Origin of the sequence: Exiguobacterium sp. ERU653, from assembly GCF_018617775.1 — a bacterium.
GTDB classification, from domain to species: Bacteria; Bacillota; Bacilli; order Exiguobacteriales; family Exiguobacteriaceae; genus Exiguobacterium; species Exiguobacterium marinum.
In genome coordinates this window covers 17729-44136 of the sequence record NZ_JACSKV010000001.1, presented here as the reverse complement: position 1 = coordinate 44136, position 26408 = coordinate 17729, and the positions used below count along the sequence as shown (strand labels likewise).

Here is a 26408-nt window from a genome sequence, read left to right as displayed (position 1 = left end):
TTATTTTTTGATGCGGCTGACAATCGTCATCAATTCATCAATGTAAGGTTCCATGTTTTCCGTCTCGCTTGCGTGAACCAAACACTTGCGCATGTGACGCTCTAACAGTTGCATCTCGACTTGCTTGAGAGCGGCTTGAATAGCGGATGTCTGTGTCAAAATGTCGACACAGTAACGATCGCTCTCCACCATTTTTTGAATTCCCCGGACTTGTCCTTCAATTCGTTTTAGACGTTTCCCGAGTGCCTCACGTTCAGCGTCATCACGCGGAACGAGTGGTTGGTCATGCAAAAATTCATCCATGTTGATCACCTCACCACCAATATACCCCTACCCCGTAATAGTGTCAAATGAGAAGATAAGAAAAGAGCGAACTAGGTCGCTCTTCTCTACTCAACTATTTTGAAACGCTTCGCTCTTTAAGACGGTACGTAAAATCTTGCCGGTCGTATTTCGCGGAAGTTCTTCAATGATTTCGAGGTAAGTCGGTTGTTTGTATTTCGCCAATTTTGTTTGGGTGTAAGCACGAATATCTTCTTTCGTCACTCCTTCATGTTTCGTGACGACAAACGCCTTCACCGCTTCCCCTTGCTCGGCATCCGGCACACCAATCACTGCCGCTTCAACGATGTCAGGATGTTGATACAACACTTCTTCTACCTCTCGAGGGTATACGTTATAGCCTCCGACGATGACCATATCCTTTTTACGGTCGACGATATAGAAGTAACCATCCTCATCACGTCGCGCTAAGTCTCCCGTATAGAGCCAGCCATCTCGGAGCGTCATCATCGTCTCTTCCGGCAGCTTATAATATCCTTTCATGACGTTTGGTCCTCGTACAACCAATTCTCCGACTTCACCGACGCCGACTTCTTCCCCAAGCTCGTCGACGACTTTGTTTTCCACATGAACGATGGAAGGTCCAATCGATCCAGCTTTTCGTTCACCGTGGAGCGGATTGAAGCATGTGACCGGTGACGCCTCTGACAGACCATACCCTTCTAGAATCTTACACTCGAACATCTGCTCAAATGATTCGAGCAATTGAACCGGTAAACTCGCTCCACCTGAAACGAAAACGCGGACATGTTTTAGAGCAGAGGTGTAAGCTGGTACCTTCATCGCTGTCTGCAGCAAGAAATTATACATTGTTGGTACGCCAGCAAATAATGTCACACGGTGCTTTGGTACTAAGTCGAATACGTCTTGTGGCGAGAACTTCGGTAAGATGACAATCGTCGCACCACGAAGAAGCGGCGCGTTGACGATAACTGTCAAACAGAAGACATGGAACATCGGCAATGCCGCTAACGCTTTATCTTCAGGCGTGATGTCCAAGTACTCTCCAATGGAATGCGCATTCGAGAACAAATTTCGATGAGTCAAAAGAGCCCCTTTCGGCTTTCCGGTCGTTCCACTCGTATAGAGAATGACAGCGACCTCCTCTTCATCCACTTCGACGAATGTTCCTTCCGATGCAGCAAACGATTCCGCAAATGGGATAAATTCAATCTCACCTTCACGTTTCAATGCCGGAACGTCGGCATATGGCACCGAGATGACAATCTTCAATTCAGGCAACTTCGAGAGTGTCGCTTCTGCCTGTGCGACGAGCGGCGACAACCCAACAATCCCTTTTACGTCCCCATCGAGCAAAATGTAAGCCATCTCATCCGGCGTGTATGTAGGGTTGATCGGAATGACGACCCCTCCACGTGACAACACGGCGAAGTACGTAATCAAGAACGCAGGGCTATTGCCGAGGACGAGAGCGACATGATCCCCTTGTCCGATTCCTTTTTGTTCAAGTGTCGACGCCATCGCCTTGACTTGCCCATAAAACTGTCCGTAACTCACCGTGTCTTCCCCAAACACATACGCCGCTTTCTGCGGGTGAGCGTCCACTACTTCCTGTAGTGACTTGACTAAGTTTGCCATGGTAATCCCCCTTTAAATGAATGATGATTCACTTTTGAGCCATAAAAAAGAGCACGTTGTCCGCGCTCTTTTCAATTACTTCTATTGTACATGAAATGTTTCAATAAGAAAACGCTTCCAAAAAGTTCGTCTGCAAATGAAACATACCGGCACGACTTTGGATATGAACGAGCGCTTGTAGTGCCTCATCGTCCATCAGTAAATCATCAATCAACTTATGATACATCTGCTTTTGGGGTTCACTCGTAGCCGTAATCAAAAGAATGGCCTTTGCATGAATCTTTTCTCCGGTGATCGTCTTTACTTCGCACGGGTTCATTAGGTGAAGGAGTGAAATGCCGTCTCGTTTTGAAATGGAGAGAGGCACGTCAATGACAGCTACCGGAATCGCGACATCGCTCACCCCGGAAGGAATAATCGTCTCCTGATCGAGAATCACCCGTGTAAATGAAGAATCGACCATATCTTTTCGTTCTAACTCTAGACCTACCGCCTTGACAGCTCGTTCAAATGTCGCTTGCTCCGTCACCCACATACGACTCGCATCCATCCATTCACTAAGCATCCGATACATGCATACTCCTCCTATTTCGATTAGCCTTTACGAAAACGCTTGCACAAATTATGATACGCCTTCTCCCGTCGAGGCGCAATCCGTTCGACCAACGTTCACGAAACTGCCAAAAAAGGACGAGCTCCGTAGAGATCGCCCTGATCATCTTAACTAATCAAATCAACCAATTCCTCGAGCTCGACATTTCCAAAGTAATGTTTTAAATCGAGCGTCATTAACTGTTCACGGATGGCAGCACGTTCGAAACGAGTCCCAACGAGCGCTTGCTCGACGTCTTGGATGTCACCGACACCGAAGAAGTCACCATAAATCTTCGCTTCTGTGATCGTCCCTTTGTTCACGTTCAAGCGGACGTCGATCGTCCCGATTGGGAAACGGCGTTTTGACTCGACGTCGAACTTCGGAGATTTCCCAAAGTTCCAGTCCCAGTTCGCATAGCGCTCTTTCGAGATATCATGAACGATTTCCCAGTCCTCATCACGTAGAACGTAACGCTCCGGCTGCTCTCCATCATAAATCGAATGGAGTAACGCCTCGACGAAGTGTTGCATCTCCATCTCGCGCTCTAAAAATTCAGTGATGTTCGCGACACGACTGCGAACAGACTTGATTCCTTTTGAGCGCATCTTTTCTTCAGAGACGTTAAGTGAGTTGACGACTTCTTCAATGTTCGAATTGAACATGAGCGTCCCATGACTGAACATGCGTCCACGCGTCGTAAATTGGGCGTTTCCGCTGATTTTACGCTCGCCGACCTGAATATCGTTACGACCCGTCAGCTCTGCCTCGACACCTAGGTTACGTAACGCATCAACGATGGGTTGTGTAAACTTCTTATAGTTATTGAACGAGTTGCCATCGTCTTTTGTGATGAAGCTGAAGTTCAAGTTTCCTTCATCGTGATAGACGGCACCCCCACCAGAGAGACGTCGAACGACATCGATACCGTTCTCTTCGATATACTTCAAGTTGATTTCTTCCGATGTGTTTTGGTTTTTCCCAATGATAATCGAGGGTCCATTGATGTAGAACAGGAAATAATCTTCATGATCTACGTTCAAGTGTTTTAAGATATACTCTTCAACCGCCAAGTTAAGCTTCGGATCGCGGATATCTGGATTAAAAATAAATTTCACAGTCTATTTCCTCCTAGTCAGGTGTTCGCTACTCGTATTATACGAAACAAGACGACGCCTCGCCAAATCTTTTAGCTCCACTCACCTGTCATGACTCGTTTCAAGGCGTTGGCCACCCCGTATTCATTGTGCCGTTCTGTGACGTGATCACTGATGGCAATCAGTTCTTCATGGCTGTTACCCATCGCAATCGCTTTGCCGGCAACTTTAAACATCGGTACATCGTTCAAGTTATCACCGATGACGACGACTTCAGATAGATCGATGCCGTAATGTTCAGCGAGCTTCGATACACCGTTACCTTTATCCGCACCATGTGCCATCACTTCGATGTTGTCATTGCCCGAAGACGTGACATACACACCTCCGACTTGAGCTTCGATTTCTTTCCACAGAGTTGACATTTTCTCAAAATGACTCGAGAACGCAATGAACTTATAGACACGTCCCGCTTCTTTACGAATAAAGTTCTCGATATCATCAACAATCTTCACATCTTCATTGACGTAATAACGGTTTTTGAAGAATTCGTACCTCTCAAGCGAGCGGTCGTCACCATTCGCTTTCAAGTTCTTCATCGACGCCTCAATCAAGTCACCACGGCTCGCAACAAGCCCAGCTTCCGTGTAGATCTCGTAAAAAACGTCCGCATATTTGTCATCTTGATGAAGAACATCAATGACTTGAAGTGCCTCTTCAATCGTTAAATCGATTTCATGAAGGATTTCTCCCGACGTGTCGAGCACACGTCCCCCATTCGACGAGACAATCGGGCAAGAAAGTCCGACCTCATCCAAGATTTGTTTCGCATTCACATAATTGCGCCCCGTCGCAATCGCAAACCGAATCCCCGCTGCTTCTGCCTCACGAACGATTTCAGCCGTTTCCTTCGCGATAGTGGTGTGGTTGTGCAAAATCGTACCGTCCATGTCTGATACAAAAAGTTTATACGTTGCCATCTTCCATCACTCCTTTTTCTCTTTCGCTTCTAACTATAACAAAAAGAGAGGGATTCGGAACAATCCGAACCCTCCCTTCATCAAATCTCAACCTTTTCGCCCAATGCCTTCACTTGTTCTCTTACACTCTTCACACAGTCCGGCATTCCGATTCCGTCATAGGCGATTCCAGCGAGAATGACCCCTGGATACACACGGCCTATCTCGGCACGCAGCGCCTTGACACGGTCAGCGTGAAAGACCGCATACGGGGGCAAACCATCACGGAGTCGACTGACAACCGTCTGAACCGGTTCACGATGAATGCGCATGAGACCTTGAAGGTCGTGTAGTGCCGTCTCGATAATGTCCTCATCAGACGCTTCAACGATTTCATCTGCTCCGGGGCGACCTAAAAAGACGCGGAGGACGTGATATCCTTCTGGTACAGCGTGTGGCCATTTCTGGTCGATGAACGTACACGCTGTAATCGTTACATCCGCTTCCTGACTCGCGACGAATCCGGTTCCGACAAACGGAAGCTCGATGTCTTCTTCTTTGAAGACTAAAGAACAGGTCGCTGTCGCATGTGGCTTCATATCTGCCAAAAAGTCACTATCGACTTTCGGGAGGAATTGACGAATGAGACGGGGCGGCACCGTCAACACGAGATGGTCCGTATCGATATCACCACGCGTTGTAAACAATCGATATCCTTCTTCACGCTCGGACACTTGTTCGACGGAGCAATTAAAAATGACCTCGGTCCGCTCCAATCGTTCAGCGAGTCGATCTGTGAGCGATTTTAGCCCCCGCTGCAATGAGGCGAACTGACCGACTTTCTTCGCACCAACTTCAGCTACCCGCTGTTCAGGACGTAAATGCCGCATCCCTTCGTATAAGTTCCCGTATTTCTGTTCTCCTTCGATGAACTGCGGGAACGTCGACATCGCACTCATTTGATCGATATCTCCAGCATAGATACCAGAGAGTAACGGTTCAATCAATCGGTCGACGATCGGGTCTCCGACACGTTCACGAAGGTAGAGGCCGAGTGAGACGTCCGAGTCTGGCGTCTCTACTTTTGGTGGTGACAGCAACATCCGCTTCAAGTCCTCGTGCTCTTCCTCCGAGAGCAACGTCGTCTCACGAAACGCGTTGACGTCTAGCGGAATCCCCATTACCGTCTGTTTCGGGATTGGATGGAGTCCGTCATGATGAAGGACGTAAGCCTGTCCGACACCGTTTCGAACGAGTTCATCCCCTAAGCCGACGTCTTCAATTAATTCCGTCATCGCAGTCTTTCGAAAGACGTACGAATCCGGACCACGTTCCACCGCAAATTCTCCTGTTTCATACGTATCAATCTTTCCACCGAGGCGATCTGTCGCCTCGAGCAACGTGATGGTCACGTCTTCCGGCAAATAACGCTCCGCATAAAAAGCGGCGGTGAGACCTGTGATCCCACCACCGACAATCGTGAATTTACGCATGATGCACGATCACGCTTTCCATTCGATCCGCGATGGCTTCGATGAAGCTTCGCTCTGCATTTGGCATAGCTGGACGTGCGTAGTGAACACCGAGGCGGTCACAGACAACTTTACACTCGACGTCGTTATCGAATAATACTTCGAGATGGTCTGCAACAAAACCAACCGGCGTATAGACGAACGCCTCATAGCCATATTTTTCATAAAGTTCAGCCGTCAGATCCTGTACGTCAGGTCCAATCCATGGATCCGGCGTGTTCCCTTCTGACTGCCAACCAATCTCATAATGCGGGACGCCCGTTTCAATGGCAATTTTATCAGCCGTTTCTTTCAATTGATCCGGATACGGGTCGCCTCCAGCCAAAATCTTCTCAGGGAGACTATGCGCTGAAACGATGAGACATGTCTTTTCAGCCGGTACAGGCAATGACGCATACGTATCGTTAATCGCACTCGCCCACCATTTGATAAACTTCGGCTCATCATACCACGACTCTACCGAACGAATGTCGATGCCATACTTCGCCGCTTCTTCATGAGCACGTCCGTTGTATGATTTGACGCTATATGACGAGTAATGAGGTGCTAAGACGACCGATACCGCCTCTTTGATGCCATCGTTCGCCATTTGCGCGACCGCGTCTTCTACGAACGGTTCGATATGCTTCAATCCGATATACAGTTTGAACTCGATTTCACCTACATGACGCTCATTCAAGATGTCACGAAGCGTCTCCGCTTGATCGATTGTGATTTTCGCGAGTGGAGATACGCCACCAATCGCCTCGTAGCGTTCCGTCAAATCTTGGAGTGCCTCCGGTGACGGCTTGCGTCCATAACGAATATGCGTGTAATAACGTTCAATATCTTCCGGTTTGTACGGTGTGCCGTACGCCATGACAAGTAGTCCTACTGTTTTCATGATTCGTTGCCTCCCATTTTTTCGCGTGAGTAGTCGTGAATGAATGCCGTCAATTTGACGAGAACAGCCGGATCGACTTCAGGGAACACCCCATGTCCCAGGTTGAAGACGTAACCAGGTTGTTTCATTCCTTCATCTAAAATCTCCTTAACCTTCTCTTCGATGACCGGCCATGGAGCTAACAAGAACGACGGGTCTAAGTTTCCTTGAACGGCTTTCGTAATCCCACGTTCCCGTGCTTCCTTTACCGACAAACGCCAGTCAAGACCGACCACATCTAGTGGAAGGTCATGCCATTCTTCGATTTGATGGCTCGCTCCGACACCGTGCATGATGAGCGGAATATCGAGTGAACGCAATTCCTTGAAAATTCGCTCCGTCGTCGGTTTGATGTAACGCGCATAATCTTTACGACTAAGCGTGCCGACCCACGAATCAAACAATTGAAACGCCTGAATGCCAGCATCCGCTTGCGCCTTCGCATACGTGATGACCATATCACCGAGTTTCTCCATCAACGCATTCCATACATCCGGTTCTGCATACATGAGCGCTTTCGTGCGATGATAGTTACGGGATGGGCCCCCTTCGATCATGTAGCTCGCCAATGTGAACGGTGCACCTGAAAAGCCGATTAGTGGGACTTCTAGACGTTCCCGCAATAAACGGATTGTATCAAAGACGTATGAGATATCATCTGGGTTTAACGGTTTAAGTCGTTCCACATCCTCCATCGTACGATATGGATTATCGATGACCGGTCCGATTCCGCTCTTAATTTCGACATCAACTCCCATCGATGGAAGTGGTGTCATGATGTCTTTATATAGGATGGCCGCGTCGACTCCGAGTTGTTTCACCGGAAGTTCCGTGACATATGCACAAAGTTCAGGATCATGTGTGATCTCGAATAGTGACCTCGTCTTTTTAATCTCTCGATATTCCGGTTGATAGCGTCCAGCTTGGCGCATATACCATACAGGTACATAGTCCGTCGCCTCTCCTTTAAACGCTTTTAAAATTGTATCGTTCATACGTCGCGTCATTCCCCTCTAAATTTCTCCTACACTATTTATTCTCTTGTTTGTGAACTCAAAAACATTATACAGAAATTAATTAGAATTATGCTAATGTGAAGCATTTTCATTGTGTTTTCTTTGTGTCATTTTTTTGTCGGAAATGTTCGGAAGGCTGAATTCAATTGACCTCGAATCATATCATCGCGCTGTTTCGTCGACAATCGACGTTCGCGCTCTTTAATATCCTGAATTCGCCACCCATCCTCCAATTTGGTCGCCACTTCAATCAAACGCTCCACGTCATGGAAAGAATATTTACGTGACCCACCTTTCGTCCGTTCAGGCAAGACGAGACCTTTTTCTTCATAGTAGCGGACTTGACGCTCCGAAAGCCCCGTCAAATCTGTCACGACGCCCATTCCGATGACCTTCTTCGATTTGTAGTCCATTCTCTCCCGCCCTCCCTATTTAAAAAACTATGTCAGATAATCTGACAAAATGCAATCCAACGTCGTTTTTTCATTTTACACTGAAGTCAACTTTTGGAAAGCACCTAAGAAAAAGGAGGGCATGAACATGGAAGACATTCTCTATTATATGGACACGCTGTATGTACTCATCGCTGCATTGCTCGTATTGACGATGCAATTAGGTTTCGGATTACTCGAGACCGGGACGCTCCGAGCCAAGAACGCCGGTCACGTCGCGGTCAAACAAATAATCAGCCTCTCTGTGGCGGCACTCGCTTTTTGGGCGGTCGGGTTCGGCCTCTCGTTCGGAGATGGAACGACTTGGTTCGGGACAGAAGGTTTCTTCTTGAGTGGATCGTTCTCAAGCCTCGATTGGGCGAACGTTTCAATCGACATCAAATTCTTATTCCAGTTATCATTTGTTGCAGTCTCACTCGCCATCGCTTGGGGTGGATTTGCGGAACGGGCTAAGCTGTCTGCCTACGTTCTCTTCGGTATCTTCTTCGTTGCTATCCTCTATCCAATCGTCGCACGCTCAGTATGGGCTGGCGGTATGCTTGGATCAATGGGTATGCAAGACTTCGCGGGTTCAGCGGTCGTTCACCTTCAAGGTGGGATGGCGGCGCTCATGGCTACCATCATCTTAAAACCACGTCGTAAGACGGAATCACTCGCTGGTCATAACCACGTCTTAACCGTTGTTGGCGGTCTCGTCCTTTGGCTTTGCTGGTTCGGATTCAACGCCGGCTCGACGATGTCGGTCGCTGACGGATTCTTCGGATACGTTGCATTGACGACGATGCTCGCCACAGCAGCTGGTGCGCTCGGTGCCCTTGCCATCGTCATGCTCCATCGGAAAACGGCAGATATCCCGTCAATCGTCAACGGGGTTCTCGGTGCACTCGTCGCCATCACGGCGGCATGTGCGTTCGTCGAACCGTGGGCGGCCGTCGTCATTGGTGCACTCGCATCCATCGCGACATACGGAACGAGCATCTTGATGGCGAAATATGTGGATGACCCACTCTGCGCCTTCTCTGTACACGGAGTGGCTGGGATCATCGGAACACTCGCACTTGGCTTCTTCGCTTCTCCCCGACTTGTCGAAATTACGGGTATCGGTTCTGCCGGACTGTTCTATGGTGGCGGATTGACACAACTCGGCGTACAGACACTCGGTGTGTTGATCGCCATGGTCATCGCCGGTGGCGGCAGTTATGCTTTCTTAAAACTACTCGACGTCACAATCGGTCTCCGTGTCACGGAAGAACAAGAAGATGTCGGTCTCGATATCGCAGAACATGGTGTGTCAGCATACGGTGAAGTCGAAGAGTCGACAGAGAAACCAGGACGCCTTCCGAAAATTCTCGGTTCAAGCGTATCGGTCATGTCTCCTAAAAAATAATCTAATCATGCGAGAAGGACACCCGAAAAGGATGTCCTTCTTTTTTTATGTCAAACGGCTCAAGTAATAGCGAATGACCACAATCGATAAGATAAACCCAATCGCCGCGTCCCATGTCGCACCAAAAGCGATGGACACAAGTACGAGAACGATTGCCTGGACGATAAGCAACCGCATCGCCCACCATGAATACCCTTCGATCCGCTCGTCACGAGTAATTGGTAGCCAGGAGACTATTGAAACCGCCTCTAACCGCTTAAATAAAGGAACGAGCTGTAATGCCGTTAGTCCCACAAAGAGTGGCGTGACAAAGCCCACATACCACCCTCCTGACATCCACATGACAATGAGCGCTACTGCTGTCAAACGAAGAATCAAATCGAGCGAATCGTTTGACCGAATAATACGAAGGCCGTACACATAACGTGATGCGTCCACGTGCTGGAGTACTCGCCGTTCTAACAATTTCGTCAACAGTCTACGCTCCCGGACTTCTTCTCTCAAGGTCGGTAAGTCGACGAACCAACTGATCACCCGTTCAAATTGGGCCCGACTCTTCTCTTCAAGAGTCAACCAATGGAGAAGAGGAATCCGCTCATGTCGCTTAACGTGTAATAGAATGAACGGAGCAAAAGCCGGAATCCACGCCCACTGTGTCCAATCGACAAGAAGACAGACACCGCTCACGAGCGCAAACAGCAAGATCGTCCATTCGCGAATCCCCTCTACTCTAGCCAAACGTCCCGCAGCTGACAGCAAAACCATCGTCACGACGAATGATAGCACTTCCATACTCGAATAATTTTCCGTTCGCACGAGAAGTGGTAACAAAATGAGCAAGACGAGCAATGCACGCAGCACGGCGAATGCGACATTAAACAGACGAACGCCAATCATATAGGATCGAATATCACCCAGCTCCGGTAGTAAGAACACTTGATCTGCATCTTGGATGAATGTTCGTGGACGATGACCGAGCGGGATAATCAACAGGATCGCCGCAGCAATCCATGCACCCGGGAACGTCCCATCGATTCGTTCTAAAAAATTGTTATAGACGAACGCCCCGTAAATCAAGGTGAAGTAGAGCGTGAACAGTAGCCCCCCGTTCGCGACATAGCGACTATACTTGACGACCTCTTCCATCCAATTTCCGAGTCTTGAAGTAAATCGATTCATGACGACTGTTCCTCCGAAGCAATCGCCTCGACATATATGTCATCAAGCGTCGCATCCGGTGATAATCGGTACACTTCACGTAATTCCGCGGCCGTGCCGGTTGCGATGACGACACCTTGATGAAGGAAGATGAATCGATCACAATGCCGTTCTGCCGTTTCAAGGATGTGGGTCGACATCAAAATCGCGCAGTCTTCTTTATACTCATCAAATAATTGGAGCAACTGTCGAATCGCCAATGGATCAAGACCAACAAACGGTTCATCAACGATCAAGAGCGGAGTCTTTGTCACGAGAGCACATAAAATCATTGCTTTTTGACGCATCCCTTTCGAAAAGACCGATGGGAACCATGCGAGTTGCTTTTCCATTCGCATCTCTTTCGCCAAACGGTTTGTACGCATAGTCAAATCCTTAGAATCGACATCATACGCTTTTCCCATTAACTCGATATGTTCTTGTAATGTCAATGTCTCATATAAAATCGGCGTCTCCGGTATGTAACTTACTTTTTTACGATACTTTTTTTCTGAAGACTGTAATGTCTCACCATCAATTTCTATTTGTCCGGATAGTGGTGACAAGAGCCCCAAAATGTGTTTGATTGTTGTTGATTTCCCAGCGCCATTTAGCCCTATCAAACCAACGAGCTCTCCTTTTTTCACTTCAAACGAAACGTCATGCAATACTTGTTTACCGAGATATCCGCCGTTCAACCGATCGACGTGCAGCATGAAAACCACACCTTTCATTTTCAACTTTTTTTTGTGCTATATGTTTTAAATGTTGTCACATGGGAATAATCACAACTGTAAGGCATTTTAAAATAAAACATCAATACTTCCATTGTTCCACAAAATCGTTGTAAAGAACAATGGGCAAAAAGAGGAAGGAGAATGGTTTATGGGGTTTATTCTTTATTTAATTATCGGGGGTATCATCGGTTGGTTAGCAGGATTGATTTTAGGTAAGGACGTACCAGGTGGAATCATTGGTAACATCATCGCGGGGATCATCGGTGCATGGTTAGGTGGACTTATCTTTGGTGACTTCGGACCAACAGTTGCGGATATCGCAATTATCCCAGCGCTTATTGGTGCGATTATCTTAATCTTAATCGTATCATTCGTTATGAAATCAATGCGTAAAAAATAAGATTATGTATCGGAGGGGCTTCCATTATGGAATGCCCCTCTTTTTTTATTCAATCAGTAAATACATCGCGTCATTCTTTTCGACAAACTGCTTCTCGGTCTCAAGGCCAAAGAATGTAAAGAACGATTCGAAGAACGATTGACCGTAATCCCACTCTGTACCGAGTTGGTGCTCTAGTTTCTCTTTCGGTTCACCAAGTAAGGCAATCAAATCATCCGGCCGCTTATCGAGATCGACCACAATCGACTGTACGTCCCCGTCATCATATGTGACCGTCAACTGTTCATAATCCCATTTCTCCTCACGCTTTCCAGTTGGTTCGCCAAGTGTTTCTAAGACCTTCTTCTCCGATTGTCCAATCAAGGAATCAATCGTTTCTAACGCATGTCCCGTTTGTGCTTCCACTTCGATTTCAATCAGCTCAGCCCGTTTTAAATCGAACTGTCCCGCAATCGATTCGTTCGATTCCGGCATAAGTGCATAATCAATGGATGCAGACGAAGTCAATTGAATTGTCTCAGTTTCGGATACCGTCTCACCGTTCGCGACGGCGACCGCCTTCACATCATAACTTCCTGGCATCTTTTCAAACGTTAGCAACCCGCCTGCTTCATCGATTCGTCCCACGCGCTGACCGTCAATCCAAATATTCGTCAACTGTAAGTCCGAAGTCACATCGATTCGTTGCGGGAGAAGCTCGATTCGATAGTCAGAAAAGCCGTATCGTCCTTCACCCGTGTCGATTAAACGAAACAAACCTTCCGATTCCGTACTAGACGTTCGATCCGAGCGATCTTTCGCAACCTCTGCGATGGCATCGCCTCGAATTGATTTTTCATCATTTAACCAACGCATAAATCGCAACGCTTCCGCTCGTGTTAGTGGTTCTCCTTGATATTCCATCTTTTCTTCAAAAAAAGCACGGTCTTGTTCTAATAAGGCCTCTTTGAAAGCAACGTGAATTTTATCTTGTTCCGCCGCCGGCTTGTATGCGTATAAATAGAAAACAATAGCTCCAACTATAATGATCAAACTAAATAATAAAAGAAGAACTCTCGGGTTGCTCTCTTTCTTTTTGCTTCTCGTATACGACATTCACTCGTCTCCTTTCATATACTTCTATTATAGAAGGAATCGATTCCCCATCCAATCATTCTTGCGCCCGAAATTCCATGGTATGATGAAGCAGAAATGACTTTTAGAATGGAGGAATGAAGATGCATACCGATCCAACCTGTATCTTTTGTAAAATCGCTCAGCAAGAAATCCCGTCGTATCGGGTGTATGAAGATGAGGCTGTCGTCGCTTTTCTCGACCTCTCACAAGTGACAAAAGGTCACACGCTCGTCATCCCGAAACATCATACGAGAAACATTTACGAATTGCCTGAAGATGTCGCGGCGGATGTATTTAAACGAATCCCAACAATCGCTAATGCGATTCAGCGCGAGACGGGTGCAATCGGAATGAACGTCTTATCGAACGCAGAAGAAATAGCCGGGCAAACGGTGTATCACTTCCATATTCATTTAATTCCGCGTTTTGGACATGAGGACGGGTTTGGTGCGAAATGGATTACGCAAAACGACGCCTTCACATCTGAAGAACTCTCCACCCTTGCATCGAATATCCATGCCCACGTATAAGACAGACAGAGACCCGTCGATGACGGGTCTCCTTTATGATTGATTGATAGAATCACGACGGCGCTTCTGCTCTTCTTCCAATTGCGCTCGCTCGACCTGAAGCTTAATCGCCACTTCATAAAGTTGTTGACGCTTTTTGACAGATGTCGCTTGTTCAAATTCTTTTCGTAATTCAGTTAGACGGGTATCTATTTCAAGGATACGCTTTTCTCGAATGGATTCTTCACGATCCTGTTCTGATTGTTTCGATGCTTCATATCCCGCCTCTAGTGTGTTCATAATCGATTCGGCCCAAGTGTCATCTCCCAGTCGCTTAGCGGCGAGATATAGGTCAAGCATATCATCTACCCAACGCTTCGCTTTCTCCACTGAGGATCACCTTCCTTTACCTGTATTTTAAAATAAAATGATTTTTCGGTCAAAAATGAATGTTCTGAAAAATTTTATTTGCGATATAGGTTTTTAATCACTCTTTTTTGGTAAAATAATATGAAAAGAATGTAATTCTGATGAACCGTGCTTGAGGAGGGGAATGAATTGTCGAGTCGCCAACGTCGAGATTGGATTGCTTTCGGCTTTGTTTTAGCATTTTTAGGGGTCGCCACGTTTAAGAAACTAGCGCGAGGAACCGCAAATGACGCCGCTGCGCAACAACATCGAGCATCCACAATCACTACGCTAAAAGAACAATTTGGAAATGTTGCGCAACATGCATCACATGTTGCCGCTGCAAGTAAGCTACAAGGAAAAGAATTGACTGATCAAGTGAAAGTCGAAGTCGAACGCTATCAACAAGACATTCAGCCTTCAGTCGATCGCATCCAAGAGAACCTTCAGGAGCTCTCGAACTTACAGTCTGCTATGACTGAAAAAACTGTCGATCAGACACAGTGAGTGTTTGGGGACATCGTCCGTCGATTATAATTGATTTTTTTATCCGGAAAGGATGGATCGAGATGGAACACGAAAAAGAATTCACTGGCCCTGAGGCCATGCTCTATAGCCACAAAATTATTCAATTGAGTAAGGCTTTATGGAAAACCGTCGAAAAAGACTGGCAAAATTGGATTAAACCGTTCGACTTGAACATTAACGAACATCATATCTTATGGATTGCCCATGCTTTAGGCGGTGCATCGATCTCTGAAATTGCAAAATATGGCGTCATGCACGTCTCGACTGCTTTCAACTTCTCGAAGAAGTTAGAGGACCGTGGATTACTTACGTTTTCTAAAAAAGAGACGGACAAACGAAATACGTATGTCCAGTTGACACCTAAAGGCGAAGCATTGTTACTCGAGACGATTCATGCGTTTGACCCAGAAGGTAACGGTGTCTTCCGCGCTTCCCTTCCCTTGCAAGAACTTTATGGCAAGTTCCCCGATTTAACAGACATGACGGCCATCGTTCGTCGCTTGTATGGGGACAACTTCATGGATATCTTTGCAGAAACATCAAAAATGATTACAGAAGAGGCAGGCAGACGCCCTGATGATGAGGATGATCATCTCACTCAAGAAGCCTAACCTGCCGATAGAGTGGCTCTGTGACGTCTAATTCGATTCCTTGACGGACGCATGCCTCAAGAATCGTTTTCACATCGAGCCTCGCATCTAACATACCTGCAAAATGAACGAGCAACGGCTCTATGGACGTAAATCCATAGCGCACTTGCTCGTTTTGTCGCGCTCGAATTTCATCAAGCAATTGATAAAATGACTCCACTTCCTGTTTCGTCAAGTTTGCTCGAATCACTTCATATTCAAACGGACGGTTCGTCCAATCGACAATCTCGAGTAAGATCTTCATCTGATACGCTAAATGCTCGACCTTCTCTTCTAGTGACACTGCCCTCACCCCATCATTTCACATTCTATTACATCATTATACGACAGGATTGTGTGCTATGATACTGTACAGACAAGAGAACAGCTGTCATGATTAGGAAAATGTGATATAGTCGGACTTAGAAACTTTAAGAATTATTAGGGGTGGAATACATGTCAAACGGAATGACGAATGAACCAAAAAAGCAAGATAAAAAATTCTCAACTGGCGCTCTCGTTGGTGCATCTGCAATCGCACTCATCATCGGTGCTGGCGGTACGTACGCGGCAACGAACGCGGGCGGCGGAGAATCAGATAATTCAGCAGTCGTCACATATAAAGGCGGCGAGGTCACTCGCGGTGAAATCGCGGATATGAGCTATGACCGGATGGTGCCACAACTCGCATTCCAAGAGACGATGAATGCACTTCTTGAAAAAGAATACGGTGACCAAGTCGACCAAGAAAAAGTAGACGAAGAATTCAGCAAGACAGAAGAACAATTCAACTCAGAAGAAGAATTTGAACAAGCGATTCAACAAGCCGGCATGAGTGGTACGGAAGAGTTCAAAGAAGCGCTTCGCGGGCAGATGCTTGTTGACGCAGCAAAATCTGAGCTTGTCGACGTGACCGATGAAGACATCGAAGCACAGTTCGCAAAAGAGAACGTAGAAGTGGAAGCTAGTCACATTCTCGTTGAATCAGAAGAAGAAGCACAAGACATCATCAAAGAGTTGAACGACGGTGCGGACTTCGCAGAACTCGCGAAAGAGAAATCAACGGATACAGGTTCTGGCGAAAAAGGTGGAGAGCTCGGTTACTTCTCTGCCGGTGCGATGGTACCTGAATTCGAAGAATACGCGTTTAAAGAAGATGTGGTCGGAAAAGTTTCTGAACCAGTCCAATCGCAATTCGGTTTCCACGTCATCAAAGTGACAGACCGTAAAGAGAAAGACTTGAAACTCGAAGACGAGAAAGACCGCATTCGTGAAGAATTAGCAGCTGAAAAATCAGCTTCGGTCGACGCGAACAAAATTTACGCAGAGTTGATTGAAAAATATAACGTTGACGTAAAAGATGCAAAAGCAGAGCAACAATTTGACGCTGTCAAAGAAGCGATTAAAAACGCAGACGAATCTTCTGAAGAATCGACTGAACAATAAGTTTAAAGGGCACTCCAACGTTGGAGTGCCCTTATTTGTGAACAGATGCCGTATTATAATTTCGGACGATAAAATGCTCGATTATCGAGAGCCATGACACGTTCCGTGAACGCACCCGGTTCGACGCCTTCATATGCTTTTTCGAACATGTTCATGCGCGCATCGATGTTGTCGATGAAGAACAACATCTCCGCCTCAGGAAGTTGAGGCGTATTCGCAGAACCCCACTCCGGTTTACCGTGATGACTTAAGACGAGATGTTGCAACAACGTTGTCACTTCACGGTCTGTCCCAAGTTCACGTGACACGACTTCAAGCTCCGATGCCATGAGTGACAAGTGACCGAGCAACTTCCCTTCAAGCGTATACTCCGGTGTAATCGCATCGGACAACTCAATGACTTTCGCCAAATCGTGTAGAATCACACCCGCAATCAAAAGGTCCCGGTTCAAGGATGGATACAATTCACACATCGTATCCGCGAGCTTCAACATCGACATCACATGAAATGCCAGTCCCGAATAGACCGCATGATGATGTCGAACGGCAGCCGGATATGTGAAATATGCCTCTTCGTGACGATTGACGACTTCCTCGACAAGACGGCGAATCTCATCGTGTTGAAGTGAGGTGATGAATCCACGAATCGTTGTCTCAAGCTCCGACTTCGGAATCGGTGCCGATCGTACGTAAGGTGCGATATCCACTTCCTGCTCGATGATTGAAATCTGCTTCAATTTCAACTGTGTCCGCCCGCGATAGTCCATCACTTCACCGGCCGCATGGACGATTTTTTTCGTCGCGTACTTCTCAGTATCGGCACTATCCCATAGTTTCGTCTCGATTTCGCCACTCTCGTCGCAAAGGATTAATGTTAAATAAGGTTTTCCGTTCCCGGCAAGTCCCTTATAGGATTGTTTGATCATGACATATTGGTCTAGCGTGTCGCCCACTTTGAGCTGACCGATTTTTGTCGTCAATGAAAGCACCTCTCTCTTGTTCAGTACCTTCATCTTATCGAAAGTTTGCGACAGATGCCAACATTCCTGACAATTTGGGAATACTATCAATGTAGCGAATTGGGGGAATGGATGATGGAATGGGATTGGTATACACGACCTGAGGACTATATTTATGTAGATCAACGATATGTTCAAGCTTATACGTATTGGCTCGAACAACTGACGACCGCAAACGTCACCAAAATTTTGGTCGAGGACGGTTTTATGTATGGTTCACTCACGCTCGACTATGAACAGTTAGAACGAGAACCGCAAAAAATTGGACATTACTTCATCGGACCCGATTTTTTATGGACGATCGGTTTTGATGATCTTCATCACGAGTCGATTCTCGCTAAACAATGTGACTCTCCGATTGAGGCTTTTTACGAGTTACTTGCCGAGCGGATGAACAACTATTTTCACGGCATCGATGAATTTGAAGAACGGTTGTTGACCGCTCAACGTGAAATGACGGGACAGGTCCCTGCTACGTTCATGAATGAGATTTTTGGTCTTCGCAGTGAGATCGAACGGTGGTCGGACACCGTCACCCCTTACAAAGAACTCGTCATGGCAGGACGTGAGGCATTTTTAAATAAAGATTTACAGCAGTTGAAATCATACCAACTTGCTGATTATCGAGTCAGTCGCTTGCTGACGTTGATCAATCATTATCAAGAAGACGTGATAGCGATGACAGACCTCGCCTCCACACTCTCGAACTTCCGAGGAAACGAGATCATGAAGGCCCTCACCGTCTTCACAGCGCTGACGACCCCAGTCGTTGCGTTCGGTGCCGTTTGGGGGATGAACTTTAAACATATGCCTGAACTGGAATGGCCGCTCGGGTATGGATTCGCCTGGATCATGATTCTTCTCTTCACGCTCATCATCCAAATGTGGTTGAAACGGAAGAATTGGATTGGGTCGTTGTTACAGTTTCCGAATCAGACGACTTCGACGAAACACCGAACAAAACAAAATGCTAAAAAAACGAACAAAAGTTCGTTATAATGAAAGGAAAGTGATTTGCCCAGGAAAGGTGATGTTATGGAACGACTCATCATTCACGTGGACATGGACGCATTTTACGCCTCTGTCGAACAGCGAGACCGTCCTAACTTACGAGGGAAGCCCGTCATCGTCGGAGGCCCACCTCACAGCCGTGGGGTCGTTGCGACATGTTCCTATGAGGCGAGGAAATATGGCGTACACAGCGCGATGTCATCACGTCGCGCTTTTGCCTTGTGCCCGCATGCGACGTTTGTCAAACCAAGGTTTCAAGCATATCGCGAAGTCAGCGCGCAAGTAATGGAGATTTTTAAGTCAGTTACACCGCTCGTCGAACCGCTCTCGCTCGATGAGGCTTATCTCGACGTGACAGAGAATGCGTTATTGAGCTCATCCGGACCCTTTATCGCCCGGTATATTTTAGGTGAAATCAAACGGCGTACCGGCCTAACTGCATCCGCCGGGGTCGCGCCTTCAAAATTCGTCGCTAAAATCGCTTCGGGATTTGAGAAGCCCAACGGTCTCACTGTCGTCCTGGCACATGAAGTGGCAGATTTTCTCGCTCCCCTTTCTATTGAAGCGATGCACGGGGTCGGAAAAGTGACCGCACAAACGCTTTATAAGAGCGGATATCATACAATTGGTGATTTGCAAACAACTCGCCCGGAACAATTGAAAGCCATTTTCGGACATGATCGTGGACAACAATTATATGAACTGGCACACGGACGAGACACACGCCCCGTCGTCGCCACACGGGAACGTAAGTCGATCGGGTCGGAGACGACGTTCGCCATTGATATTGATGACCCGGAAGAAGTGTTCGAACGGGTCATTCCTGAAATGGAGGACGTATTGCGTCAGCTCGATCGCCGCGAGCTGAGCTGTCAAACGGTCACCATTAAATTAAAGACGAGCGAGTTTCAGGCTCGGAGTCATCAAATCAAATTAAACCATCCGACTCATGACCACAACGAGATTCGACGATTGGCCCGACGTCTCTTCGATGAGATGAACGTCATCGAGCCCGTCCGTTTGATCGGACTGACCGTATCCGACTTGATTCCCCGAACTGAATCGACACGGCAACTGACATTCGATGAATTGACAAAACCTTCTCTTGAAGAATGAATAACCATTCATTAAAATAAAGAAAAGGGGGTCATGTGAATGGAAACATACACGGTGACAGGTTTCGAAAATGACGGCACGCTCGTATTGAATGAAATGTTTGAAGCGAGTGACGATCAGTCCGCAAAAATAAAAGGACTCGACATGCTTCGCGCTGCCGGGCACGAGCATAAAGGGGCACGCATCGTGCACCAGGGGCAGCTCATCTATTTTGAACGGTGCAAATTACCGGGGAAATTGAAAGGCACGGCATCCTAATAAAAGTAGACCGAGGTTATTTTTCTCGGTCTACTTTTTTATTCGCTGTATTTCTCGTCCCATGCTTCCTGCCATTCTTGAATATCAGGATGAATGTCCTCTAGCGTTTCTCCGCTCAGGCTATATCCGTTCCCCAAGCCTGATCCGTCGGTTACAGGGAAAGATGTCCCTCCAATCACCTTCCCATCCACGACCATCACCGACACTCCAGTCAGGTCGGCGGGAGATTGCTTACTTATCGGATGATCTTTCACCGTAAAGTTTTCATAGTATATGATCTTGCCTACGTATTCATCCGGTGACACGGATTGTAGTCCCCACGTGTTACGTGCACGATCTTCTTTCAACTCATCTAAGGTTAAGGTGCTCGTATGCTCTCCTTCGAAAGAGACGATTGGATACTGTTGTTCCTCGAGATACTGTTCGGCCACCCGTCCGTTCTCCGTCATCTCGGGTTCAGGTTCCACTTCTTCCCCGCATGCAACGAGAAATAGACAGAGGATGAGCATCGTCCATTTTTTCATGATCATCATTCCCTTCCTTCAGCCATTCTCTGATTATTCTTTTCGTCCCTTCTCAACTCCTGCTCAAAATGGAAATAAGAACAGAATCATGAGTATACCGAAGAATGCAGTCAGTAGTTGCAGTGGCACACCGACTTTTATGAAATCTACGAATCGATACCCCCCCACACTAAACACCATCGCATTTGTCGGAGACCCGAACGGGGTCATAAAAGCAAGTGACGCCGAAATGGCGACGGCGATGACGAACGGGACCGGACTAACCGCCATCGATTCCGCAAGTGCGATAGCAAGTGGTATAAACAAGATAGCGGTCGCTGTGTTCGAGATGATTTGACTAAGTAGGATTGTCGCAATAAAAAGAACAACGAGCACCCAGGCAGGTCCATATCCGGCAAAAGAACTCTCTATCCATTCAACTAACCATGCCATGACTCCCGCGTGCTCAAGCGCAGTCCCTACCGGTATCATAGCTGCAATCAAGACGAGTGATGACCATTGAATCGATTGATATGCGACATCCATATGACGCACAGCCCCACTCAAAATGATTGCAAGTGCCGCTAACCAAACCGCAACGGTCGGGTCGACCCACTCGAATACAAACAGTACCACCATCATAAGCAAGATGATGCCTGCTGCAAGCTGATGATGACTGGATACGGTTCGATTGGCCACATCGGTCACCCGTTCATTCGAGAGCAATAGATGTGTGTCTTGTTCAATTCGTTCAAGGTCATCCCACTCTCCTTGCACCATCAATAAGTCACCTTGTTTTAGCGGGGTATCTTTCAATCGCACTTGCGCAATTTCTTCTTGTGGACGGATCAGTTGTAAGACGTTGACATGGAACTCACTCCGTAATCGACTCTCGCCGATGCATTTCCCCACGAGTTGACTCGATGCTGGAATCGTGAACAGCACGATGCCCCCTGCTTTATCATTTACAGCTCTTGCTTCAACCTTTTTATAAGGGATTTGTTCCTGATGTGAGAGGGAACGAACTTGCTGTTCGTCCCCACTAACGAGTAAACTTCCTGCGCGTATCACGGTGTCGGCGCGTGCTGTTTCATAGTGTTGACGTATCCCTTGAATACGTTCTTTTAGAACAAGAATCCCATTATGTGACCACTTCAGGTCACTCAACCGCTTCCCAATTAAAGGGTGGGATTTCTCAATCGATATGACATACACGCTCGGACTTGGTGGTTCTTTTGTTTCTTCTTTAGCCCACTCATTCGAGCTACCTTGATCGAGTAAACGATTTCCGAACAGACGGAAATAAACCAATCCCACGACCATGACGACCAAGCCAATCGGAAGCAGCGAAAAGAAACCGATCGGGACTTCCGCAAGACCACGTAACGATTCTGCTGCAACTAGATTTGGTGGTGTCCCAATCAATGTCATCGTTCCACCAATACTTGAGAAGAAGGCGAGCGGCATGAGATATGTTTTGGCAGACCTTTTAATTTGGCGCGCCATCGCCATGACGACTGGAATGAGTAATGCGACCGTGCCTGTGTTTGACATGACGCTTGAAAGGAACGTGACGGTCAACATGAATAAATAGAATAACCTCGTCTCGCTCCCGTTGGCGTATGGAATCAATAAGGAAGCCAGTCGTTCTGCCAAGCCAGAATGAAACAATCCCGCACCGACCACGAATAGTCCGGCAATCATCAACACAACCGAATTTGAGAATCCGGATACCGCCTCACTCGGAGTCAATTGATTTGTTAAGACGAGACAGAGAAGTCCAATCACAGCAACCAAATCTGCCCGTAGCCATCCCATTATGAAAAAGAGAATCATCCCTAAAAGTATAAGGACAGTAACCATGACAGTTCACCCTTTCCCCATTATCACATCTTCATTATAATTCAGTTTATGAAAGCGCTTACTTAACAGGTGTGACAATCTCATCAACAAAAAAACGGATAGCCCGAAAGCTACCCGTTCATCATTGTCTTATTGAACTTCATTTTCATTCACCATCGGAGCGTAAAGCTCTTCAAGTGGTTTCATGATGACTTTCGTTACTTCTGTAACGAGCTGGTGCATGCGTTGCTCTTCTTGCATGAGCTCCATGATCAATTCGTTCTGTTGAACGCTCATCATTTTCGTTTGCGCATCCATCATTTCCTGCTCAGAGATTTCCTCTCCTTGCATTTGCTTTTGTTGAAGCGTCATTTGGATGTTACGGAAGTCAGCGAACAACTGGTTCGCTTCCGCATCCGCATTGACACGATCGTATAAAGAAGAGAGTGTTGTGAACTCTTCAGAATCGCGAAGTGCTTTCTCCAATTGGTAAGCTTGGTCGTACAAGTTTGTTTGTGACATGTAACGTCCTCCTAAATACTATTAGGGTTTCGCCATCACAAGATGGCAATCAACCCTTGAATCAACCCAATCATACCACCTAATAGCGCGCCAAGCCATGTTATTGCCCGAAACTCCCGTTTGGAAATGGATAATACAATTTCTTCTAGGTAAGACGTATCGAGAGATTGAACTTGTTCCTGAACAATTTTATCAATCTTTAATCGATCCATAATCGTCTCCAATTGATTCGTGAAGCGCTCAATGACAAGCGTCACGCCTTGTGGGACGATTTCGTCGACGACACGGGATTCAACAGACTCCGTATATGTCGATACAGGGCGATCCAACAATTGCGCTATTGGTAAGCGTGAGACTACCTGTTGCACAATGCCATCGATGAGTCGTTTTTCTAATCGTTCGTCCATTAGCGTATCGACTGATTTTTCACTAAAACGCTCAAATTCGCGCGTAATCATCGTCGTCATTCCGTCACGCGTTGACTGACCTCTTAAAATATTGACGATTTCAGGTCGAACCATTTCGACAAAGTTCATGTTTTGAATGAATCCTGCGATAAATCCGAGTCGACGTTGAACAAACGAATCAACCATATGTCGAAGCTGTGCCTCACCTTCCGGAGAATAGAAATATTCTTCCGATTTAACAAGAAGCGCATCAACAATTTCAGGAATGACCGCCCGTACGCGGTCCATACCTTCTTCCCCAAGTAACTCGAACAACTTTCTTTCTTTTACTTCAGCCATGACGCTCGTTAACTCGTCACGTAACTTGTCATCCGCTAACGTGAGGATGCGTGCCTCCGCGTTCGGGTAGAGGGGTTCTACGAGTTCTCGAACCGTTTTATCCGAGCGCAACATCGCTTGAACTTCTTGCTGAGCAAATTGGGTGATGTGTGTCGTCACTTGATCATCTAGCAATCGCTTTCGCATACCTTCTGGTGTCAACAAGTGTTTGACGACGGTCTTTCCTAAACTGGATGCTAATTCATCCCGTCGCTTCGGAATCAGTCCCGGAGTAAATGGAATCCGGAACGAACCAATATATTTCGGTTCATGTGGTCGGAATAACATTTTAATGGCGAGGAAGTTCGTCACACCCCCAATCGTTGCTCCAATCACAATCATGAGTAAAATCTTCAATATCCCGTCCAAACTGCAAGCCTCCAATCTGAAATATGATACATTGTTGTTGAGGTGATAGTATTGAATACGTTTGATCGTATTAAATCGATATTTCCGGCCGCTGTCCATCGGTCGGAAGATGCATCTGGTGACCATGACTGGTTCGAGACGCAAAACGGTACCGTATTTGGATTACCAACGTTCGAATTAACCGAACGTGAACAGCAACTTCTACGCATGTGGGCGACTCCCATTCTTCAGTCAGACCCTCATCAGCGAAAGTGGCAAGAGCGTTTGCAGGATGATACGTTTCGCTTTGAACAACCGTTTCGGCTGATTACCCTTTCGCTTCAAGAAACAGAAGAGGAATCACTCGATTCATTCATCAGCATTGTACACGACTTCATGCCGCATGCTGAAATGATAATGATGACCCAAAAACATCTCGAACTCATCGAGCAAGACACGTTTGCCGATCTCCAAGAATTTGAGGACGTATTGCGTGCCATTGCGAGCGATTGCTTTATAGAAGCTTATGCCGTGTATAGCGAACGCCCACAAGGCAACCTAGCCCACGTGTATCGTCAACATCAACTACTCATACCATACGCGCGTCTCTCTACTAAAACTTACCCTGCTAGTCAATTATTATACCATTATTTACTACAAGAGCAGGATTCAAAAGAACGGATTCGCCGAATTGCACCATTGCTTGAACCGATCGACCTGTCAACGATTGAATTGCTCGAATCATTGTTCAGCCACTCGTTGAATGTCTCACATACGGCCAAAGCGCTGTTCATGCATCGAAACACGCTGAACTATCGACTCGATCGCTTGTTCGAGACGACCGGTTATGACGCTCGAAAGTTCTATGACGCTAGTCTCCTTCAACTAATGGTCACGTTGCACAAATCCGACTGACGGTTTTTGTGCAACTTGTCTATATTCAATGCAAGCGGTTTCATCATATAATCATTCTTGTAAGCGCTATTATAAACAAACAGATCCTTTAGGAGGCTAACGACATGGCAGAAATTCGTTTAGAACATATTGAAAAAATTTACGATGGTGGCGTCAAAGCCGTCAGCGATTTTAACTTACACATTAAAGACCGTGAATTCATTGTATTTGTCGGACCGTCTGGTTGCGGAAAATCGACGACACTTCGTATGATCGCAGGCCTTGAAGAAATTTCAAACGGTGACTTTACCATTGATGGGAAACGAATGAACGATGTCGCTCCTAAAGATCGTGATATCGCCATGGTCTTCCAAAACTATGCACTCTATCCACACATGAGTGTCTTTGACAACATGGCATTCGGGTTGAAACTCCGTAAGTTCCCGAAAGATGAGATTGATCGTCGCGTCAAAGACGCTGCACGTATTCTCGGCTTGGAGGAATACCTCGAGCGTAAACCAAAAGCACTCTCAGGTGGACAACGTCAACGTGTGGCCATCGGACGTGCCATCGTTCGTGATGCGAAAGTCTTCTTAATGGACGAACCACTCTCGAACTTGGATGCAAAACTTCGTGTACAAATGCGTAAAGAGATCATTCAACTTCACAACCGTTTGGACACAACTACGATTTATGTTACCCATGACCAAACTGAAGCGATGACACTCGCAACACGTATTGTCATCTTGAAAGACGGCCTTATCCAACAAGTCGGCTCACCAAAAGAAGTTTACGATTACCCGGACAACATCTTCGTCGCCGGTTTCATCGGTTCCCCTTCAATGAACTTCTTCCGCGGTACACTCGCAGAAGGCAAATTCATCACGAACGGGGAAGAAGTCAACGTACCAGAAGGAAAAATGAAGACCCTTCGTGACCGTGGTTATGTTGGTAAAGAGCTTGTCCTCGGGATTCGTCCAGAATCAATCCATGATGAGCCAATCTACATCGACTCGCCAACAACGCATACGTTCAAAGCACACATCGATGTCGCTGAGCTCATGGGATCAGAGTCATACCTCTATGCGGAACTCGGTGGACACCAGTTCACAGCACGTGTCGACGGTCGCTCAAACATCCACATGGGTGACGATGTTGAACTCGCCCTCGATATGACAAAAGCACACTTCTTCGACGGAGAAACAGAACAAGTCATCCGTTAAGCCATACAAAAACCCTCGA

30 protein-coding genes are annotated in these 26408 nt (G+C 46.8%); 11 read left to right on the top strand and 19 right to left on the bottom strand.

The window, feature by feature from the left end; genetic code table 11:
• The 9 genes from KNO95_RS00300 to KNO95_RS00260 all read right to left on the bottom strand — a co-directional run bounded on the left by KNO95_RS00300 (position 1) and on the right by KNO95_RS00260 (position 8472).
• Complete coding sequence (locus tag KNO95_RS00300) at positions 1-303, bottom strand: metal-sensitive transcriptional regulator (RefSeq protein WP_026826659.1); 303 nt, start codon at positions 301-303, stop codon at positions 1-3.
• Between the two features lie 90 nt (positions 304-393).
• Complete coding sequence (locus tag KNO95_RS00295; RefSeq protein WP_026826660.1) at positions 394-1941, bottom strand: long-chain-fatty-acid--CoA ligase; 1548 nt, start codon at positions 1939-1941, stop codon at positions 394-396.
• A 100-nt stretch (positions 1942-2041) separates the two neighbouring features.
• On the bottom strand, positions 2042-2515 hold the full coding sequence (locus KNO95_RS00290; protein WP_026826661.1) for a PTS sugar transporter subunit IIA: 474 nt from the start codon (positions 2513-2515) through the stop codon (positions 2042-2044).
• 146 nt (positions 2516-2661) lie between these two features.
• Complete coding sequence (gene lplA, locus KNO95_RS00285; protein WP_026826662.1) at positions 2662-3651, bottom strand: lipoate--protein ligase; 990 nt, start codon at positions 3649-3651, stop codon at positions 2662-2664.
• Positions 3652-3722: 71 nt separating this feature from the next.
• Positions 3723-4610 carry an HAD family hydrolase gene (locus tag KNO95_RS00280; RefSeq protein ID WP_026826663.1) on the bottom strand — a complete coding sequence of 296 codons (888 nt, stop codon included), beginning with the start codon at positions 4608-4610 and terminating at the stop codon, positions 3723-3725.
• An 80-nt stretch (positions 4611-4690) separates the two neighbouring features.
• On the bottom strand, positions 4691-6082 hold the full coding sequence (hemG, locus tag KNO95_RS00275) for a protoporphyrinogen oxidase (RefSeq protein WP_026826664.1): 1392 nt from the start codon (positions 6080-6082) through the stop codon (positions 4691-4693).
• The gene (gene hemH / locus KNO95_RS00270; RefSeq protein WP_026826665.1) at positions 6075-7004 is read right to left on the bottom strand and encodes a ferrochelatase; all 930 of its coding nucleotides are present in this window, start codon (positions 7002-7004) and stop codon (positions 6075-6077) included. The genes hemG and hemH overlap by 8 nt, the downstream gene beginning before the upstream one ends.
• A complete protein-coding gene (gene hemE / locus KNO95_RS00265; RefSeq protein WP_026826666.1) occupies positions 7001-8050 on the bottom strand; it encodes a uroporphyrinogen decarboxylase in 1050 nt (349 codons plus the stop codon). Before hemE ends, hemH begins: the two co-directional genes overlap by 4 nt.
• Positions 8051-8166: 116 nt before the next feature.
• Entirely contained in the window at positions 8167-8472 is a 306-nt protein-coding gene (locus tag KNO95_RS00260; protein ID WP_026826667.1) for a MerR family transcriptional regulator, read from the bottom strand.
• A 121-nt stretch (positions 8473-8593) separates the two neighbouring features.
• On the opposite strand from KNO95_RS00260, the gene KNO95_RS00255 reads away from it, so the two are divergent.
• Positions 8594-9898 carry an ammonium transporter gene (locus KNO95_RS00255; protein ID WP_235181861.1) on the top strand — a complete coding sequence of 435 codons (1305 nt, stop codon included), beginning with the start codon at positions 8594-8596 and terminating at the stop codon, positions 9896-9898.
• A 45-nt stretch (positions 9899-9943) separates the two neighbouring features.
• Here KNO95_RS00255 and KNO95_RS00250 read toward each other — a convergent pair whose 3' ends face one another.
• Both KNO95_RS00250 and KNO95_RS00245 read right to left on the bottom strand, forming a co-directional pair.
• Positions 9944-11077, bottom strand: a complete 1134-nt coding sequence (locus KNO95_RS00250) for an ABC transporter permease (protein ID WP_026826668.1) — start codon at positions 11075-11077, stop codon at positions 9944-9946.
• Positions 11074-11811 (bottom strand): ABC transporter ATP-binding protein, encoded by a 738-nt coding sequence (locus tag KNO95_RS00245; RefSeq protein ID WP_026826669.1) that lies wholly within the window; start codon positions 11809-11811, stop codon positions 11074-11076. Before KNO95_RS00245 ends, KNO95_RS00250 begins: the two co-directional genes overlap by 4 nt.
• A 169-nt stretch (positions 11812-11980) precedes the next feature.
• Here KNO95_RS00245 and KNO95_RS00240 point away from each other — a divergent pair, with 169 nt between their 5' ends.
• Positions 11981-12232 (top strand): GlsB/YeaQ/YmgE family stress response membrane protein, encoded by a 252-nt coding sequence (locus tag KNO95_RS00240; protein WP_026826670.1) that lies wholly within the window; start codon positions 11981-11983, stop codon positions 12230-12232.
• Positions 12233-12277: 45 nt separating this feature from the next.
• Here KNO95_RS00240 and KNO95_RS00235 read toward each other — a convergent pair whose 3' ends face one another.
• The gene (locus KNO95_RS00235) at positions 12278-13327 is read right to left on the bottom strand and encodes a hypothetical protein (protein ID WP_026826671.1); all 1050 of its coding nucleotides are present in this window, start codon (positions 13325-13327) and stop codon (positions 12278-12280) included.
• A 122-nt stretch (positions 13328-13449) separates the two neighbouring features.
• On the opposite strand from KNO95_RS00235, the gene KNO95_RS00230 reads away from it, so the two are divergent.
• Complete coding sequence (locus tag KNO95_RS00230; protein WP_026826672.1) at positions 13450-13878, top strand: HIT family protein; 429 nt, start codon at positions 13450-13452, stop codon at positions 13876-13878.
• Between the two features lie 33 nt (positions 13879-13911).
• Here the strand turns inward: KNO95_RS00230 and KNO95_RS00225 are convergent, their stop codons facing one another.
• Positions 13912-14247, bottom strand: coding sequence for a hypothetical protein (locus KNO95_RS00225; protein ID WP_026826673.1), 336 nt, complete (start codon positions 14245-14247; stop codon positions 13912-13914).
• A 168-nt stretch (positions 14248-14415) separates the two neighbouring features.
• On the opposite strand from KNO95_RS00225, the gene KNO95_RS00220 reads away from it, so the two are divergent.
• Positions 14416-14772, top strand: a complete 357-nt coding sequence (locus KNO95_RS00220) for a hypothetical protein (protein ID WP_026826674.1) — start codon at positions 14416-14418, stop codon at positions 14770-14772.
• Between the two features lie 62 nt (positions 14773-14834).
• Positions 14835-15404: an HTH-type transcriptional regulator Hpr gene (locus KNO95_RS00215; RefSeq protein WP_026826675.1), complete on the top strand. Its 570-nt coding sequence runs from the start codon at positions 14835-14837 to the stop codon at positions 15402-15404.
• Here the strand turns inward: KNO95_RS00215 and KNO95_RS00210 are convergent.
• Positions 15388-15726, bottom strand: coding sequence for a DUF1878 family protein (locus tag KNO95_RS00210; protein ID WP_235181862.1), 339 nt, complete (start codon positions 15724-15726; stop codon positions 15388-15390). The genes KNO95_RS00215 and KNO95_RS00210 overlap by 17 nt on opposite strands.
• A gap of 152 nt (positions 15727-15878) precedes the next feature.
• Here KNO95_RS00210 and KNO95_RS00205 point away from each other — a divergent pair, with 152 nt between their 5' ends.
• Positions 15879-16868, top strand: a complete 990-nt coding sequence (locus KNO95_RS00205) for a peptidylprolyl isomerase (RefSeq protein WP_026826677.1) — start codon at positions 15879-15881, stop codon at positions 16866-16868.
• 53 nt (positions 16869-16921) lie between these two features.
• On the opposite strand, the gene KNO95_RS00200 is transcribed toward KNO95_RS00205, so the two are convergent.
• Positions 16922-17881 (bottom strand): HD domain-containing protein, encoded by a 960-nt coding sequence (locus KNO95_RS00200; RefSeq protein ID WP_051545994.1) that lies wholly within the window; start codon positions 17879-17881, stop codon positions 16922-16924.
• Positions 17882-17962: 81 nt separating this feature from the next.
• Between KNO95_RS00200 and KNO95_RS00195 the strand changes: the two genes are divergently transcribed.
• Genes KNO95_RS00195 through KNO95_RS00185 form a run of 3 tightly spaced genes read left to right on the top strand, consistent with a single transcriptional unit; the run spans position 17963 to position 20272 of the window.
• Positions 17963-18886, top strand: coding sequence for a magnesium transporter CorA family protein (locus KNO95_RS00195; RefSeq protein ID WP_051545995.1), 924 nt, complete (start codon positions 17963-17965; stop codon positions 18884-18886).
• 36 nt (positions 18887-18922) lie between these two features.
• Positions 18923-20014: a DNA polymerase IV gene (dinB, locus tag KNO95_RS00190; protein ID WP_026826679.1), complete on the top strand. Its 1092-nt coding sequence runs from the start codon at positions 18923-18925 to the stop codon at positions 20012-20014.
• Positions 20015-20053: 39 nt separating this feature from the next.
• The gene (locus tag KNO95_RS00185; protein ID WP_026826680.1) at positions 20054-20272 is read left to right on the top strand and encodes a YhzD family protein; all 219 of its coding nucleotides are present in this window, start codon (positions 20054-20056) and stop codon (positions 20270-20272) included.
• Between the two features lie 38 nt (positions 20273-20310).
• On the opposite strand, the gene KNO95_RS00180 is transcribed toward KNO95_RS00185, so the two are convergent.
• The 4 genes from KNO95_RS00180 to KNO95_RS00165 form a co-directional block, all read right to left on the bottom strand.
• Positions 20311-20802, bottom strand: coding sequence for a hypothetical protein (locus KNO95_RS00180; RefSeq protein ID WP_051545996.1), 492 nt, complete (start codon positions 20800-20802; stop codon positions 20311-20313).
• Between the two features lie 57 nt (positions 20803-20859).
• Positions 20860-22638, bottom strand: coding sequence for an SLC13 family permease (locus KNO95_RS00175; RefSeq protein ID WP_214878103.1), 1779 nt, complete (start codon positions 22636-22638; stop codon positions 20860-20862).
• 129 nt (positions 22639-22767) lie between these two features.
• Positions 22768-23139, bottom strand: a complete 372-nt coding sequence (locus tag KNO95_RS00170; protein WP_026826683.1) for a YlbF family regulator — start codon at positions 23137-23139, stop codon at positions 22768-22770.
• Positions 23140-23174: 35 nt separating this feature from the next.
• Complete coding sequence (locus KNO95_RS00165; protein ID WP_051546028.1) at positions 23175-24266, bottom strand: DUF445 domain-containing protein; 1092 nt, start codon at positions 24264-24266, stop codon at positions 23175-23177.
• A gap of 69 nt (positions 24267-24335) precedes the next feature.
• Here KNO95_RS00165 and KNO95_RS00160 point away from each other — a divergent pair, with 69 nt between their 5' ends.
• Together KNO95_RS00160 and KNO95_RS00155 are read left to right on the top strand one after the other, a co-directional pair.
• Positions 24336-25187 (top strand): PucR family transcriptional regulator, encoded by an 852-nt coding sequence (locus KNO95_RS00160; protein ID WP_235181863.1) that lies wholly within the window; start codon positions 24336-24338, stop codon positions 25185-25187.
• Between the two features lie 104 nt (positions 25188-25291).
• Positions 25292-26389 (top strand): ABC transporter ATP-binding protein, encoded by a 1098-nt coding sequence (locus KNO95_RS00155; RefSeq protein WP_026826686.1) that lies wholly within the window; start codon positions 25292-25294, stop codon positions 26387-26389.
• Positions 26390-26408 lie beyond the last annotated feature (19 nt).